Here is a 16,359-nt window from a genome sequence, read left to right as displayed (position 1 = left end):
TACTTTAGAATTTCAGGCAAAGATAGTAAAAAGCATACTTTTTTTCAGGAAAATATACGCTTCTTCTTTTTTTTACGTTAGTATACTTAATACAAGATATGAGACTTATGAAATGTCGTGCGATAGTTGCACTCCTATTGATATTGATTTCTGTAAACGTCTGGGGACAAGGACGTATAAAAATAAGCGGGTATGTGCGTGATGCCGACGGTAATCCGTTGGATTTGGTCACTGTTATAGTCAAAGGAACCATGAATGGGACCTTGACAAATGAAAAGGGGCATTACTCGGTTTCGCTGACTCCGGGAGATTCGGTGGTCCTGGGCTATTCCTGTTTGGGTTATCATAAAGCCGAACGGGTGATTATGCAGCCTGCCGGAGATATCCATATCAATGTGCAAATGAAATCTCTTTCTTTCGACTTGGGAGAGGCCGTCGTAACGGCAAACCGCCGACAGATAACAACGATGGAGACGATCGATGTCGATAGGCTCCGGCTTTTACCGGACCCGGCAGGGGGCAGTATAGAAAGCCTGGTGGTTACCTATGCCGGCGTTTCTTCGAGTAATGAGTTGAGTTCTCAATATTCGGTTCGTGGAGGAAGTTTCGACGAGAATATGGTGTATGTCAATGGGATGGAGGTTTTTCGTCCCTTATTGATTCGTTCCGGCCAACAAGAAGGATTGAGTTTTATCAATCCGGATATGACAGAATCGGTAAACTTTGCTGCCGGAGGCTTTGATGCCCGTTATGGTGATAAAATGAGTTCCGTATTGGATATCGCTTATAAGAAACCCAAAGAATTTGAAGGTTCTGCTTCTGCCAGTCTATTGGGAGTAAACGCCTATGTCGGTAGTTCGGTGGGTAAATTGACCCAGGTGACAGGATTCCGTTATAAAACAGGGCGTTCTTTGTTGAAAACAATGGATACGGATGCGGAGTATGATCCGAATTTTATTGATTTACAGAGCTATATTACGTATCAGTTGGCACCGAAATGGGAGGTGAATTTCCTGGGTAACCTGGCTGTCAATAATTATAAATTCACGCCTTACAATCAGGAGACTTCTTTTGGTACGATGAATAACCCATTGAACTTCACTGTTTATTTCCCCAACTCGAAAGAGAGGGATAAGTTCCAGACATTGTATGGCGCTTTCACCCTGAAACATAATCCGAATGAAAATACGGAGATCGGTTTACAAGCCTCTGCCTTTAACAGCAAAGAAGAGGAGAGTTATGATATCACCGGTGAATATTGGTTGAGTGAGAATGGTGCCGTTAATCCCAACCAGGATGCAATCTCTTCCGGCATGACCGTGGGACGTTATCATGAACATGCGCGCAATCGTCTGCACTCCTATATCTATAATATAAGCCATTACGGAAGTACCCGCTTGACGAATCATACATTGAGATGGGGATTTACCTTCCAGTCTGAAAAGATGCAGGACCGGATCAGCGAATGGGAAAAGAGAGATTCGGCCGGTTATTCTTTGCCGCATACAGGAGAAGGCGTTGATGTGATTGCCAGTCTTTATTCGCGGCAGGAGTTGAACAGCACCCGCATGTCCGGTTATCTGCAGGATGCGTTTAAGTTTCGCACCAAACAAGGTTTGTTTACCCTTATCGGAGGTGTGCGCGGCAGTTATTGGGACTATAACAAAGAGTTTATTTTTAGTCCTCGTGCCTCTTTGGCATTCATTCCGAATTACGATCAGAATATGACATTTCGTTTTGCTACCGGTTTGTATTATCAGTCTCCTTTTTATAAAGAGTTACGTCAGATTGTAAGTGATAGCGAAGGGAATGAAACCGTACAATTAAATAACAAACTCAAGTCGCAACGTTCCCTCCATTTTATATTAGGAGGGGATTATACCTTTAAGGCTATGAACCGGAACTTCAAACTGACCACCGAATTATATTACAAAAAGATGGATGATCTGGTGCCGTATACGGTTGATAACGTAAAGTTACGCTATTATGGAGAAAACTGTGCTACGGGGTATGCAATGGGATTGGATGTGAAATTTTTTGGGGAGTTTGTGCCGGGCACCGACTCCTGGATTAGTTTTTCGTTGATGAAAGCCGAGCAGACCATTCAAAGAGAAGGAGCCTTGAAAGCAACCAAAGCCCCGATGCCCAACAGCCAGGGTTTCAATATCTCTCTTTTCTTTCAGGATTATTTCCCGGGCAATGACCGTTTGAAACTGAATCTAAAGGGTGTATTGGCCGGAGGATTACCTGTAACTGTTCCTCATAAAGGATATGAAGACGGACACTTTCGTTTGCCCGCTTACAAACGTATAGATATGGGATTATCCTATCAGTTGGCAGGGGGGACGGATGCCATTATGGACAGGCGTTTTTTCCGTCATTTTAAGAATATATGGTTGGGATTGGATGTGTTCAACTTATTGGATATAAAGAATACAAGTTCCTATTATTGGATTACGGACGTATATAAAAACCAGTATGCTGTGCCTAATTACCTGACCGGCAGACAGCTTAATTTGCGGTTGATTGTTGATTTCTAAAAGAAGTAAGGGGTATTCAAGGCAGAACTCATTCTGTTTATACCCTCATTCGATACGAACAAAAAGGGCTGCCCCGCTGGGGCAGCCCTTTTCTTTTTAAATGCTCTTTTTTATTTTACAATGATTTTCTTCACTGTCTTTTTACCGTTGGTCGCCGATATATGTAAGATATATGAACCGGCAGTCATTGTTACAGGTATTTCTGTTTTATTCGTTCGTGCATAAGAGGCATATACTTTGCGTCCTGACAGGTCGAATATCTCGATCAAGGCATTTACGTAGGTATCATCGATAGCTTGCGTTTCAATTGTCAGTATCATGTTCTGCTCGACGATAGCCGGATAGACTGATACGGATGCGGCTTTGAAAGCATAGTCCAATACATACTCACAACTCTGGTCGTAGTCCGTATCGTTCGGTCCGTAGTAGGCCCGTACGGAATAACGCCCTTGCATACCTTGCGGATCGGTATAATAAATGGCTGTTCCATTCTTTGCAATAGCCTGTCCGTTTTTGTACCATTGGAAACGCAGGTAGTTTTGGGTTGTATTCTTTATATACAATACATCGTTCCATTTGATGGATAAGAGGAGGCGACTTTGGCTAACAGATACTTTCTCACTTATCTCTGCTCCGCAATCACCTGCGACCGTAACGTAGTAAATACCTTCTGTCTCTTTCGTCAATATGGCTTCGTATTGATTCGTCGTAGCTCCTTCAATGGCTTTGTCCTGATGGTACCATTGGTATTTCAGGTTTTCTCCTGTCGCTTCTACTGTTAAGACAAACCCATCCCCTTCGCAATAGTTATGTATAGAGACCGGTTCTTGGGTGATTCGCACAATATCCAATACGTTTACTTCGAATGGATAGGCATCCAGAGAGGAAGGATCTCCTTTTATCCGAAGCATGATATTTCCACTGTAATTTCCTTTCCGAATAGCTTTATTCACCGGAACGGAGAGGTATAAGTCGGCCGGTAAATCATTGAATGTTGTTACATCTTCAAATCCGGCTTCTTGAGCTTCATCGGAGAAAACGAGGGTGTATTCCAGTTGTTTCTTCGTATAATCCAGGAAGAAAGGTATACGGAATTCCTTTTCCAAAGGACAAAGACCGGCGATGGGACCGACAGCTATCCAGGGGCTAGGGTCAGGGTCGGCGGCTTCGTGTATTGTGATGGTATGGCTATAAGATGCCGGATCGTTGAATGCGAATTCTTTCACGCGTTTCCCCTCTTTGTAAAGAATCAGCTGGGTGGCGGTATATACATAAGTTCCCGGCAGGAGATGTGCCTTTCCTTCATAGAAGTCATAACGCAGGTCTTTATCCAGGGGAGCTTCCATGCCGATAGGATAGGCTGCAGGCGTAGCCGTATAATTTATTTCCCAGCTGTCATATATTTCGGGTATATTCACTACAGGACGAATTTGCAGGTATACCGGAGTGCCTTCCGCTACGGATGTCTCCGTATTATTTTTTACGTCGACGAAAGAAGTTGCCAATGCACTGGTGATAGAAACGGACCATTGCAGGGATGCGGTGATTATCGGATCCGGTCTACTATACGTGGTGACAGTGACCCCATGGAACGTAGACGCATTGCATAATGGGAGAGAGGGATCACCAGCCGATCCAACCGGATCCGTATCGTCCTTATTCGTTTCTACCAGGTATCCTATTTGTACCCGGCCCTTGGTAATGCCTCTTACCTCTCCTGTATTTTCATCCACCTGGGCAATGGAAGGATTATCGCTGAACCATTTACCTCCCGCCACTTCGTTCTTCAAGATTAATACATCTCCTACATACACTTGGTCTCCTCCGGTAATCGTTCCCGGATCGGGCAATGGCTGTACATACACTGTGGCCGTTTCATTTGAGATTGTTCCCTGTTTCTTGTTTTTGTCAGTAACCTCTTTCAATACATAAGTCGTCGTATTTGCCGGTGAAAGCTTTAAGGGGTAATTCGGTTTGTTGGCAGGGATCGTGACAACCTTATCGGCGGCAGAGGATCCTTGGGTGTTGTAAGTCACTTTCCAGGGGCCACTGCCTGTTAGAGATAATACTAAAGAAGCCGGTTCTCCGGCACAGGTATACGCATTTCCCCCGAAGCTGGCTGTTGGCAGAGGTGTCTCGTCTTCCTTTTTATATTCATAAGCTCCCAGATCAACAAAATCTCCAATGATCCGGGCATTTTTGCCTAACCCGTATAGGTATTTATTTTCTATATGTGAATTATTACCTTTGTCTATCGCCACACAACTGCCTTTTAAGCGGTAGTTACAATTCTTTTTATCCACAAAAGAAGGTTGCCCATCCAGTATGTTCTTAGATCCTTTCCCATTTATATTCGAAAGTGCATAACAATCCCCTTTATCTGCATACGTAAATAAAGAATTTGTGATGGAAGCTGCCGCTTTTTCATTTATGAAGAAATTCTCGCATTCAGGAATATTGTCTTTTTTATACAATCTGGTATTTCCCCACACAATACTGTTGTACATATTTAGATGCGTACTATTCCCTTGTGAATAAGCCATATCTATACCTGCTCCATAATGATTGGCGGTGTTTTCTGTAATGGTTACATTGATTAAGGTTATCATTGAATTGGTGCTATACAGCCCGCCTCCTGTACCGTTATCTTCGGTTTGAGAAGTTCCCGGTACGCTGTTTTTGTATAAGAGGCAATTGACTAACAGGCTTTCGCTTTCTTTGAGGTATATGCCACCACCCCCTGTTGTGGCTTTGTTCTCGGTGATAATCAAATGATTCAACAAGAGGGAAGAATAATGAACATATACCCCTCCTCCATATTTATTATAAATAAATGAATGCGGTGGATTCTCTACTTCTTGCGAAGTGTGTACATCGGCATTTCCCCCTTGAACAGTGAATCCATCCAAACACGCTTTGGGGGTTTGACCGATGGATGTGACAACGTGAAGGACATTTTCCCCATTTCCCAAATCACCACTTAAGATGGTTTTGTTTGTATGCCAATCCCGTGCATCCAATGCGGTCTCGGTTCCTTTAAAACCACCATATATTTTGATATCTCCTGTGAGCAGGAACGTTTTGTGTCTATCCGTATTCAGTTTTGTGTCTATGGTTCTTGAAGGCAGGTATGTACCTTGAGCAACCCATATTTCACCCCCATTAGCGGAGAGTGCATCAATCATAGCCTGCAAATCGGTTGAGGCTGTTTCCCAGGTGGTTCCGTCTTGAGTCAGGTTTGTATTGTTGATGTTCACATAACGACGGTTCACCCCATCTTGTGCCTGTATATGTAAGAAAATAAACAGGCATATAAGTGTTGTAAAAGTTCTAAGCATGATCGTATAGTTTTAACGGGTTAAAGTTTAAAGCGTAAAGCAATTTTGCCTCCCCAGGAGATCCATTTGACTTTATCTGTTAAATGGGAGTTGAGCATCCCGTTATAGGTGATGCCTTTGCCGATATAGGGCGTATTATTTTCTCCGAATCGGCTGGGATGATAGGTCTCCGGTGCGATAAATAAAGCCTGATTGCCTTTCTTTTGTATATCGTTGAAACCATAATCCATATAGCCTCCCAGTAGGAGGTCCATGCCTTTACCCAGGTCGACCATTACGCCCAACTCTGCACTTCCGGCAATGCCCATTTTCAGTTTTACGTCATCATCCCAACCTAATTCTTTATTGGGGTCCGTGATTGTCCCGTAACCGTGTTGGGGTACGGGAGGGTTTGAGGGAGAGCCCATATCGGTGGGTATACCTTCATAATAACCCGATACGTTGAATTGGCTGTTTGCCCCCTGCTGCATTTTGAATTTTGCACTTACCGGAAGTTGCAATTTGATACCTAACCCGGCATAGATTCCCCAGCGTTCTGTATCTCCCAACCGGGTCTGGTAATTCCCCAGGATAGGCACTTCGAGTAGGTAAGCGGTCTGTTTTTCTTTCTGGTTTCTCAGACGCGTGCGAAATTCAAAGTTACGTGGACGGCCTTCTTCATCATAATCGATGAAGTTTCCCAGTTTATAAAACACATTATCGGCCATACTTCCCTTCAGTTTCCCCGTTGTCTGGTAATGGGAGATGCCCACACCTGAAGAAATACCCCAGTGAGAATCAAAAAAATAGCTATACCTCAGGTCGAAGGCATAGCCTATTTTTCCCTCTCGTGTCCCTTTTTCATTTTTTAGTCCTTCCAGTTTGTAGTCAAAAGAAGAAGAACCGATACTACCGGATAGGCTAAGATAAGAACCTGCCTTTTGGTCTTTTTGGGCATTCTGTGCGGAAACGGCAGTGGCGAATGCCAGGCATGTGAAAAGACATGCCCCATGTAATACTTTCATTTTTTTTCTGGATTTAATTAAACATAATGGTACATTTTCATCGCAGGAGTCATTTTTCTTAATTAAGATTTTTTAATGGATTAGTCCTGAGGCAAAAATAGGGATTCGGTATGGGCATACCTTGACTTTTAAGGGTGATATAAAAAATGATAATGATGGAATGCGTAATCTTTTTTAAGGTTGTTTTCGGAAAAAGAAAGAGAATCTTTCCGCTACATGAAAAGCGATACTTTTATTATGTATTTTGGTTGCAAAAATCATAAAAGGGGGATTGTTTGAAGGGAGGGGGTTCCGCCTGTTTTTCTGTTGTTTTATGTTTTGTTAAATAAAAAGGAAGGAAGGACAAGGCAAAATGTTTGGAATATTCTGTCGCCGATGGGCATCGACAGTATTGCCGAAGCGCATCGGCAATATTGCTGAAGCGCATCGTTAATATTGCCGATGCCCATCGGCAACAGAATTGTCCCTGCAAAAAAGGGAGAAATAAAAACGAAAATCGAAACCTAAGGGTATAAAAAACCGGCCTCATACCTAGGCTGAGGGTAGGTAAGAGGCCGGTTTTGTCTTATTATAAAATTGTATATAAGAGTCGATCGGATATTTGCCGGACAATTATTTTTTTACATCCGGATAACTGATGCGTGTGTGGAACATTGTTTTGAGCTTGTTTATAAAAACTTGCTTGGCATTTTCGATATCCCGGAAAGTCAAAGGGGAATTCTTTAATAAGCCATCCGCTATTTGCCCGTCTATAATTTTATTGACCAATTGGCTGATGCTTTCGTCGGTATATTCCTTCAGGCTGCGTGAGGCCGCCTCGACAGAATCAGCCATCATGAGAACGGCCGTTTCTTTGGAGAAAGGATTGGGGCCGGGATAGGTAAAGAGTTCTTCGTTTATTTCTTTGTCGGGGTATTTGTTTTTGAATGAGTTATAGAAATATTTCGTGATTCCGCGTCCATGATGGGTACGGATGAAGTTGATGATTGCTTTGGGTAGTTTGGCTTTTTCTGCTAAAATCACCCCTTCTTTTACATGGTTGATAATTATTTGTGCGCTTTGCTCAAACGTTAATTGGTCATGGGGATTGAAATTATTCTGATTCTCAGTGAAGAATGCCGGATTCGTCATTTTTCCAATATCATGATACATCGCACCGGTACGGACCAAGGCAGCATTCGCTCCAATTTTGGAGGCGGCTTCAGAAGCCAGGATCGATACTTGTATGGAGTGTTGAAAGGTGCCGGGAGCTGTTTCGGAAAGTTTCTTTAATATAGGTGTATTGATGTTGGACAACTCCACCAGGGTGATGGTAGACACATAACCGAATGTTTTTTCCAGCATATAGACCAATACATAGGTAAACATCAACAGGATAAAGTTAATGCCGAAATAGAGGATCATTAACCAGTTTATTTTGTTGAAGTCTGCATCCTGATAAACAGATAAGCTGATGTAGCTGAGTGAATAGGACATAAATATAATAAAGGCACAACGTATGAGCTGGGAGCGTTCTGATAATTCTTTCAGGCTAAAGGTGACTACCATGCCGATAACCACCTGCAGCAATAAAAACTCATGCGGGAAAGGCACTAACATGGAGCATATCAAGACGATGACCAGATGAGAGAAAAGGGCTGTCCGGGAGTCGAAGAAGACACGCACCACAATAGGAACGATAGCATAAGGTATTATGTATACGTTAAACCAATTGTAGGAGACGCATAATTCGGTCAATACACAAGTGAATAAGACGCAAAGTATCATAAAGAGCATATGTCTCCTACTGTAGAATATTTTGGGACGGAAAGACCAGAGGTATAACCAAAAGCAGAGGATAATACCCGATACCAGCATGAAAATCCCCCCCATGATAAGACCTTGTCGTTGGGTTCCTCCTGATCGGGACTCATGGACAATCTTAAGGGAGCGGAGTACATTGTATGTTTGGGCATCAATGATTTCACCTCTGTCAACGATCCTTTCCCCGGCTTGTACCATGCCGTTGGAGAGGGATACGTTATTGAGTTGTTCTTCCAACACCCTTTCGGACATATTTTTATCGTAGGAGATATTCTCCGTGAGATAGTTGTTGATATTACAAGACTGGAGAATCCCTTTATCCAGGTTCTTGGGGCTGTTGTTTAAGATAAACTCATAAGCCGTGCGTACCGTAAAGAAGTCGGAAACATACCTGGATTGGGAGATATTATTCTCCATCAGGTTTATGCGTTCCTGATTTTCTTTTTTTAATTCGTCCAATTGTTCGGGGGAGATCATGCCGTTTTTGTAGAGTTGGACAAGGGCTTTTTCGATGTATTGCATATAGGCCGGGTCCACCCGGCTTCTCATAGAAGGGGTATAATTCGCTCGCAGTTTCTCTATCTCTGTAGAAGAGATGGTAAGATCCATGCGATAATAAGGTTCGAACTGATTTTGTACGCTGTCTTTCTCTGTTTTTACTTCTTCATCCGTTTTGTAGATCGGGAAGTCACTGGGGGCAGTCAATAATTCGTATCGCCAGGGTTTGCCTTCAAAGAACTGATAACGGAATTTTCCTTCCCGGGGGAAAAAATAGGAAATGAGTATGGCGGCTACAATAAAGTATATGGACGAATTTATATTGATCCGTTTTAATTTTGTATGTGACATTTGATTCTTTTCTTATTGAACATGCTGGGCACGCTGAATGTTTGAGGGCGAAATGTACATAAAAAAGTTTAGTATGAGAAAAAAAAGGTCTACTTTTGCCGCACATTTATACAATGATACGATTATGACGGAAAGAAAAGTAAGAGTTCGCTTTGCACCGAGTCCGACCGGACCATTACATATTGGAGGTGTTCGTACAGCTTTATATAATTATCTGTTTGCCAAACAACAAGGGGGAGATTTCATTCTTCGCATTGAAGATACCGACTCCCAGCGTTTTGTGCCTGGGGCAGAGGCTTATATTATTGAAGCATTGAGTTGGTTGGGGCTTCGTTTCGATGAGGGTGTCAGTTTCGGTGGGGATAAAGGCCCTTACCGCCAAAGTGAACGTAAAGCGATTTACCGTAAATATGTCGATCAGTTATTGGAGCAAGGATTAGCCTATATAGCGTTTGATACTCCGTCGGAACTGGAGGTTAAGAGAAACGAAATTGCTAATTTTCAATATGATGCATCCACCCGCTTGCAGATGCGTAATTCACTTACTCTATCCAAAGAAGAAGTCGATGCATGTATGGATGCAGGTCAACAATATGTGGTGCGTATCAAGATTGAACCCAATGAGCAGGTGGTGGTGAACGACCTGATCCGTGGGGAGGTGGTTATCAACTCTTCAGTCTTGGATGATAAAGTATTGTATAAATCGGCGGATCAGTTGCCTACATACCATTTGGCCAATATCGTCGATGACCATTTGATGGAAGTGACTCATGTGATCCGCGGGGAAGAATGGTTGCCCAGCGCTCCGCTTCATGTGCTTCTGTACCGTTATTTCGGATGGGAAGAAACCATGCCGCAATTCGCTCATTTATCCTTGTTGTTGAAACCGGAAGGAAATGGTAAATTGAGTAAACGCGATGGAGATCGTTTGGGATTTCCTGTGTTCCCTTTGGAATGGAAGGATCCGAAAACGGGAGATATCTCTTCCGGGTATCGGGAAAGTGGTTATCTGCCTGAGGCGGTTATTAACTTCCTGGCCCTACTGGGATGGAATCCGGGTAACGATCAGGAAATCTTGTCTATGGAAGATATGATACGTTTGTTCGATCTATCTCATTGCAGCAAGAGTGGAGCTAAGTTTGATTATGAAAAAGGAAAATGGTTCAATCATCAATATCTTCAACAAAAAGCGAATGAAGAGATTGCTTCTTTATTTATAACGGAACTGGAGAAGCAGGGGGTTGACAATGTCGATCCGGCTTATGTTGAGAAGGTAGTGCGCCTAACCAAAGAACGTGTTAATTTCGTGAAAGAATTATGGGATACCTCTTCTTTCTTTTTTGTGGCTCCAACCGTATATGATGAAAAGACTGTGAAGAAACGTTGGAAGGCCGATTCGGCTGCGCAGTTGCAGGAGTTGACAGAGGTCTTTCGTGCACGGGAACCTTTTGATAGTGCCGGCACGGAAGAGGTAGTAAAAGGATGGATTGAAGAAAAAGCATATCACCTGGGAAATATCATGAATGCTACCCGCCTGGCTTTGGTAGGTGAAGGCAAAGGACCGCATATCTTTGATATCACGGAGACTTTGGGTAAAGAAGAAAGCATTCGTCGTATCCAAAAAGCCATTGAAATACTAAAATAGCCACCACAGACTATGTTTTACAGTTTGCTTATTCAACTCTATTCGTTTGTTGTAATTTTAATCTCCCCCTTCCACAAAAAGGCGCGATTGATGCGCTTCGGTCAATGGAAAACGAACGCGATTCTTCGGGAGAAAATCGACAAAAAGGCTAAATATATCTGGTTTCACGCCTCCTCTCTGGGAGAGTTTGAACAAGGACGTCCCATGATAGAGAAGATAAAAGCGGACTATCCGGAATATAAGATCTTATTGACTTTCTTTTCCCCTTCCGGTTATGAGGTAAGAAAAAACTATGCGGGGGCTGACATTATCTGTTACCTTCCCTTTGATACGCCTTATAAAGTGAAGAAGTTCCTCAACCTGGCGAATCCGGTGATGGCGATCTTTATCAAATATGAGTTCTGGGCGAATTATCTGGGTGAACTGAAGAAGCGGGGGATTCCGGTATATATCGTTTCGGCTATTTTCCGTCGGGAGCAGCTCTTCTTCAAGTGGTATGGGAAATCTTACCGTCGGATATTGCACTGTTTTGATCGTTTATTCGTGCAGGACAATTCTTCGAAAGAATTATTAGAACAATATGGAATAAACCAGGTGACTGTTACCGGAGATACCCGTTTTGACAGGGTATGGGATGTCTATAAGCAAAGAAGGGAGATCCCGGAAATAGAGTCTTTCCGGACAAACACAAAAGGAGAAAAATTACCTGTGTTAATCGCCGGAAGTTCCTGGCCACAGGACGAAGAACTCTTTATTACGTATTTTAATGAACGGAAAGACCTGAAGCTTATTATTGCACCCCATGAAATACATCGGGAGCATTTGATGCATATAGAATCATTGTTGAAACGTCCTTCGGTACGTTTGTCGGAGATGCTTGAGAAGGATTCGGCCCATAACGATTGTATCATTGTCGATAGCTTCGGACTCTTGTCTTCTATTTACCGGTATGGCGATATCGCTTATATAGGAGGAGGCTTTGGGGCAGGTATTCACAATACGTTGGAAGCTGCGGTATATGGGATTCCTGTTTTATTCGGACCTACATATCATAAGTTCAAAGAAGCAAAAGACCTGATTGCAGTAGGAGGAGGTTTCTCGGTAGCAAGTCAGGAGGAATTGGATGAAAAAATGAATAACTTCCTGAGTTATCAGGACTTATTGCAAACAGCCGGAAAGGCTGCCGGGGATTTTGTAGAGAACAATATCGGTGCAACAGAAAAGATAGTGAAGGTTTTACCTTTATAATTTTATACCCCTCTTTTTACACGCTCTTCTTTTATGTGTTTTTGATATAAAAGACGCATACTAAATGCAGGAATTTAGTCCTTATTTCTGAAAATAATCTTGTACATTTGTGTCCAAATAATAAAATAAACACATAGAATACAATGGGTGGTTTTTTCGGAACTATTTCTAAATCGGCTTGTGCTACCGATCTCTTTTATGGCACTGATTACAATTCACATTTAGGTACCCGCAGAGGGGGGATGGTAACACTACACGAAGGGATTTTTAAACGTTCCATTCACAATTTAGAAAACTCCTATTTCCGTACACGTTTTGAATCAGAACTGGATAAATTTAAAGGAAATTCCGGTTTGGGGGTGATTAGTGATACGGATCCACAACCTATTTTTGTCAATTCGCACTTGGGTAAATATGCCCTGGTGACGGTTGCCAAGGTGAATAACCTGAAAGAGCTGGAAACCGAGTTGTTGGACAAAGGGGTGCATTTTACGGAACTTAGTTCGGGACAAACTAATCAGACCGAATTGATAGCTCTTCTTATTTCTCAAGGAAAGACCTTTGTGGAAGGGATCGAAATTGTACATGAGAAGGTAAAAGGATCTTGTTCTATGCTGATCCTGACAGAGGAAGGGATTATTGCTGCCCGTGATAAGTGGGGGCGTACCCCGGTCTTAATCGGAAAAAAGGAGGGAGCCTATGCGGCATCGAGTGAACCTTGTAGCTTTCCGAACCTGGATTTTGAACTGGAATATAATGTAGGGCCGGGAGAGATCATTCATTTGACGGCAGATAAACTGACACAGTTGCGCAAACCCAATAAAAAGATGCAGGTTTGTTCTTTCCTGTGGGTTTACTATGGATATCCGGTGTCCGATTATGAAGGAGTGAATGTAGATGCTGTACGGTATGCCAGTGGTGTGGCTATGGCTAAGAAGGATAAGGTAGAAGCTGATTATGTATCGGCTATTCCGGACTCCGGTATAGGCATGGGACTGGGATATGCTGAAGGAAAAGGCATCCCGTATCGCCGGGCAATTATAAAATATACCCCGACCTGGCCGCGTAGTTTTACTCCGGCCAATCAGTCGGTACGTGACCTGGTGGCCCGGATGAAATTGATACCGAATCGACATTTGTTGAAAGATAAACGAGTAATTTTCTGTGATGATTCTATTGTGCGTGGCACCCAGTTGCGTGATAATGTGAGTATTCTTTATGGCTATGGAGCGAAAGAGGTGCATATGCGTTTAGGATGTCCTCCGATATTGTTCTCCTGTCCTTATCTCGGATTCTCTGCTTCCAAGTCTTCTTTGGAATTGATTGCCCGTAGAATCATACAGGAGTTGGAAGGGGATGCCGATAAAGATCTGGATAAATATGCTGCAACCGATTCTCCGCAATATACTGCCATGGTGGAATGTATTCGGAAGAAATTGAATATAACTACGTTGAAGTTTAATACGGTAGAGGATATGATTGAATCAATCGGATTACCGGAAGAATGTGTTTGTACCTATTGTTATAATGGGAAAAGTGAATCTTAAATAAAATAACAGCCTTATGAATCTGAACCTGATCGAACGATTTTTAAAGTATGTCACCTTCGATACACAGTCAAATGAAGAGACAGGAATCACTCCCAGTACACCGGGACAACGTGTGTTTGCTCTTGAACTGGTAAAAGAATTGGAGACTATCGGACTGGAGGATATCACTCTGGATGAGAGAAGTTACCTGATGGCAACCCTGCCGGCGAATACCGACAAGGAAATACCGACTATCGGTTTTATTGCTCACCTGGATACAAGTCCGGATATGTCAGGCAAAGAGGTGCAACCCCGTATAGTGAAGTACGAAGGAGGAGAAATACCGCTTTCCAGGGAGGATAATATCATTCTCTCTCCCCAAATGTTCCCCGAACTATTGGATTATGTCGGACAGGAAATTATCGTAACCAACGGAAAAACATTGTTGGGGGCTGACGATAAAGGAGGGATTGCGGCTATTATGGCTGCTATGAAATATTTGAAAGAGAATCCGGATATCAAACATGGAAAAATACGTATCGCCTTTACTCCGGATGAAGAGATAGGGCAGGGAGCAGATCATTTCGATGTGCAGAAGTTTGGATGTGAATGGGCATATACCATTGACGGAGGACAAATCGGTGAACTTGAATATGAGAATTTCAACGCTTCTGCTGCGAAGGTCTTGTTTAAAGGCTTGAATGTACATCCGGGAACAGCAAAAAACAAAATGGTAAATGCCTCTTTATTGGCTGCTGAATTTGCCTCCTGGTTGCCTGTTACCGAGCGTCCGGAAACAACGACAGGGTATGAAGGTTTCTATCATCTAACGGCAATGACAGGAACGGTGGAAGAAGCCAGCCTTTCTTATATCATCCGTGACCATTCGAAAGAACTTTTTGAAAAGAAAAAAGATAATATACAAACCTTGGTTGCCTTGATGAATGATAAATATCCGGGTAGTACAACGGTGGAAATGCGGGATCAGTATTATAATATGCGTGAGATCGTAGAACCGAAAAAACATATAATAGACCTGGCCTTTGAAGCGATGACGGCCGTAGGAGTCAAACCGATTGTAAAGCCAATTCGTGGTGGAACGGACGGGGCACGTCTTTCTTTTATGGGATTGCCTTGCCCGAATATTTTTGCAGGTGGGCATAATTTCCATGGGCGTTATGAGTTTCTTCCGGTATCTTCTCTTGAAAAGAGTATGGAAACAATTATTAAAATAGCCGAGCTCCTGGCTCATTAATCTTAAACGAAAAAAACATGAAAACAACTCCGTTTACCGATATGCATATTGCCTTAGGTGCAAAAATGCATGAATTTGCCGGTTTTAATATGCCTATTGAATATACCGGTATTATTGACGAACACATGACCGTAGTGAATGGTGTCGGTGTGTTTGATGTCTCTCATATGGGTGAATTCTGGGTGAAGGGGCCGAATGCTTTGGCTTTTCTTCAAACAATCACATCCAATGATGTGGCCCAACTGACTCCCGGAAAGATACAGTATTCCTGCTTCCCAAACGATAAAGGGGGAATAGTGGATGACTTATTGGTCTATTGTTACGAAGATGAAAAATATTTATTGGTGGTCAATGCTGGTAATCTGCAGAAAGACTGGGATTGGTGTGTCAGTCATAACGCGGTAGGAGCAGAGTTGGAGAATTCCTCAGATGCTATAGGCCAATTGGCTATACAAGGCCCGAAGGCAATGGAAGTATTGCAAAAGTTGACTTCTGTAAATCTCTCCGAGATCCCTTATTATACTTTTACGGTGGGAGAATTTGCCGGATGTAAGAATGTGATTATCTCCAATACCGGATATACGGGAGCCGGAGGTTTTGAATTATACTTCTATCTGAATGATGCAATGACTATTTGGAATGCCTTGTTTGAAGCAGGAAAAATAGAAGGCATCAGACCTATTGGTTTAGGAGCACGGGATACCTTGCGTCTGGAGGCTGGTTTCTGTTTGTATGGAAATGATTTGGATGATACCACTTCGCCCATTGAAGCCGGATTGGGTTGGATCACGAAGTTCGTCGATGGAAAGAACTTTACCAACCGGACTGAATTGGAACGTCAGAAAAAAGAAGGAGTTACCCGGAAATTATGTGCCTTTGAACTGATTGATAAAGGGATACCCCGGCATGGATATGACATTGTCGATGCGGAAGGTAATAAGATTGGTGTGGTCACTTCGGGAACTATGTCTCCCTTCTTGAAAAAAGGAATCGGAATGGGTTATGTAAATCCGGAACTGACAAAAATAGGAACCGAATTTTTTATTCAGGTGCGCAACCGTAACCTGAAAGCAGCAGTAATAAAAGCTCCTTTCAGAGCAAAGAAATAAGAATCCGAATACGAACAAAGAAAGATTCAATAAAAGAGA

Annotated in this window: 9 protein-coding genes; 6 read left to right on the top strand and 3 right to left on the bottom strand. The window is 42.7% G+C overall.

Features of this window, described 5'->3' with window-relative positions; translation table 11 throughout:
- Positions 1 to 107 precede the first annotated feature (107 nt).
- Positions 108 to 2,540 (top strand): TonB-dependent receptor, encoded by a 2,433-nt coding sequence (locus D0T51_RS01495; protein WP_163724640.1) that lies wholly within the window; start codon positions 108 to 110, stop codon positions 2,538 to 2,540.
- 110 nt (positions 2,541 to 2,650) lie between these two features.
- Here D0T51_RS01495 and D0T51_RS01490 read toward each other — a convergent pair whose 3' ends face one another.
- From D0T51_RS01490 to D0T51_RS01480, 3 genes are all read right to left on the bottom strand, one after another.
- Complete coding sequence (locus tag D0T51_RS01490) at positions 2,651 to 5,878, bottom strand: T9SS type A sorting domain-containing protein (RefSeq protein WP_163724177.1); 3,228 nt, start codon at positions 5,876 to 5,878, stop codon at positions 2,651 to 2,653.
- A gap of 20 nt (positions 5,879 to 5,898) precedes the next feature.
- Positions 5,899 to 6,882 carry an outer membrane beta-barrel protein gene (locus D0T51_RS01485; protein WP_163724175.1) on the bottom strand — a complete coding sequence of 328 codons (984 nt, stop codon included), beginning with the start codon at positions 6,880 to 6,882 and terminating at the stop codon, positions 5,899 to 5,901.
- A 612-nt stretch (positions 6,883 to 7,494) separates the two neighbouring features.
- On the bottom strand, positions 7,495 to 9,534 hold the full coding sequence (locus tag D0T51_RS01480; RefSeq protein ID WP_163724173.1) for an HD family phosphohydrolase: 2,040 nt from the start codon (positions 9,532 to 9,534) through the stop codon (positions 7,495 to 7,497).
- Between the two features lie 124 nt (positions 9,535 to 9,658).
- Between D0T51_RS01480 and gltX the strand changes: the two genes are divergently transcribed.
- From gltX to gcvT, 5 genes are all read left to right on the top strand, one after another.
- The gene (gltX, locus tag D0T51_RS01475) at positions 9,659 to 11,179 is read left to right on the top strand and encodes a glutamate--tRNA ligase (protein ID WP_163724637.1); all 1,521 of its coding nucleotides are present in this window, start codon (positions 9,659 to 9,661) and stop codon (positions 11,177 to 11,179) included.
- A 12-nt stretch (positions 11,180 to 11,191) separates the two neighbouring features.
- Positions 11,192 to 12,427 (top strand): 3-deoxy-D-manno-octulosonic acid transferase, encoded by a 1,236-nt coding sequence (locus tag D0T51_RS01470; protein ID WP_163724171.1) that lies wholly within the window; start codon positions 11,192 to 11,194, stop codon positions 12,425 to 12,427.
- A gap of 143 nt (positions 12,428 to 12,570) precedes the next feature.
- Positions 12,571 to 13,974 carry an amidophosphoribosyltransferase gene (locus tag D0T51_RS01465; RefSeq protein ID WP_163724170.1) on the top strand — a complete coding sequence of 468 codons (1,404 nt, stop codon included), beginning with the start codon at positions 12,571 to 12,573 and terminating at the stop codon, positions 13,972 to 13,974.
- A gap of 22 nt (positions 13,975 to 13,996) precedes the next feature.
- Positions 13,997 to 15,211, top strand: a complete 1,215-nt coding sequence (pepT, locus tag D0T51_RS01460) for a peptidase T (RefSeq protein WP_163724634.1) — start codon at positions 13,997 to 13,999, stop codon at positions 15,209 to 15,211.
- Positions 15,212 to 15,228: 17 nt separating this feature from the next.
- A complete protein-coding gene (gene gcvT, locus D0T51_RS01455; protein WP_163724168.1) occupies positions 15,229 to 16,320 on the top strand; it encodes a glycine cleavage system aminomethyltransferase GcvT in 1,092 nt (363 codons plus the stop codon).
- Positions 16,321 to 16,359 lie beyond the last annotated feature (39 nt).

The organism is Parabacteroides sp. 52 (assembly GCF_010500925.1).
In the GTDB taxonomy this organism is placed as follows: domain Bacteria; phylum Bacteroidota; class Bacteroidia; order Bacteroidales; family Tannerellaceae; genus QVMG01.
Note: the sequence above shows the minus strand (reverse complement) of the source record. Positions and strands in the feature narration are given on the sequence as shown.

Bases quoted from the DNA above. Each gene is read 5' to 3' on its own strand.
- D0T51_RS01495 (WP_163724640.1), top strand. From the start codon at position 108: ATGAAATGTCGTGCGATAGTTGCACTCCTATTGATATTGATTTCTGTA.
- D0T51_RS01490 (WP_163724177.1), bottom strand. From the start codon at position 5,878: ATGCTTAGAACTTTTACAACACTTATATGCCTGTTTATTTTCTTACAT.
- D0T51_RS01485 (WP_163724175.1), bottom strand. From the start codon at position 6,882: ATGAAAGTATTACATGGGGCATGTCTTTTCACATGCCTGGCATTCGCC.
- D0T51_RS01480 (WP_163724173.1), bottom strand. From the start codon at position 9,534: ATGTCACATACAAAATTAAAACGGATCAATATAAATTCGTCCATATAC.
- gltX (WP_163724637.1), top strand. From the start codon at position 9,659: ATGACGGAAAGAAAAGTAAGAGTTCGCTTTGCACCGAGTCCGACCGGA.
- D0T51_RS01470 (WP_163724171.1), top strand. From the start codon at position 11,192: ATGTTTTACAGTTTGCTTATTCAACTCTATTCGTTTGTTGTAATTTTA.
- D0T51_RS01465 (WP_163724170.1), top strand. From the start codon at position 12,571: ATGGGTGGTTTTTTCGGAACTATTTCTAAATCGGCTTGTGCTACCGAT.
- gcvT (WP_163724168.1), top strand. From the start codon at position 15,229: ATGAAAACAACTCCGTTTACCGATATGCATATTGCCTTAGGTGCAAAA.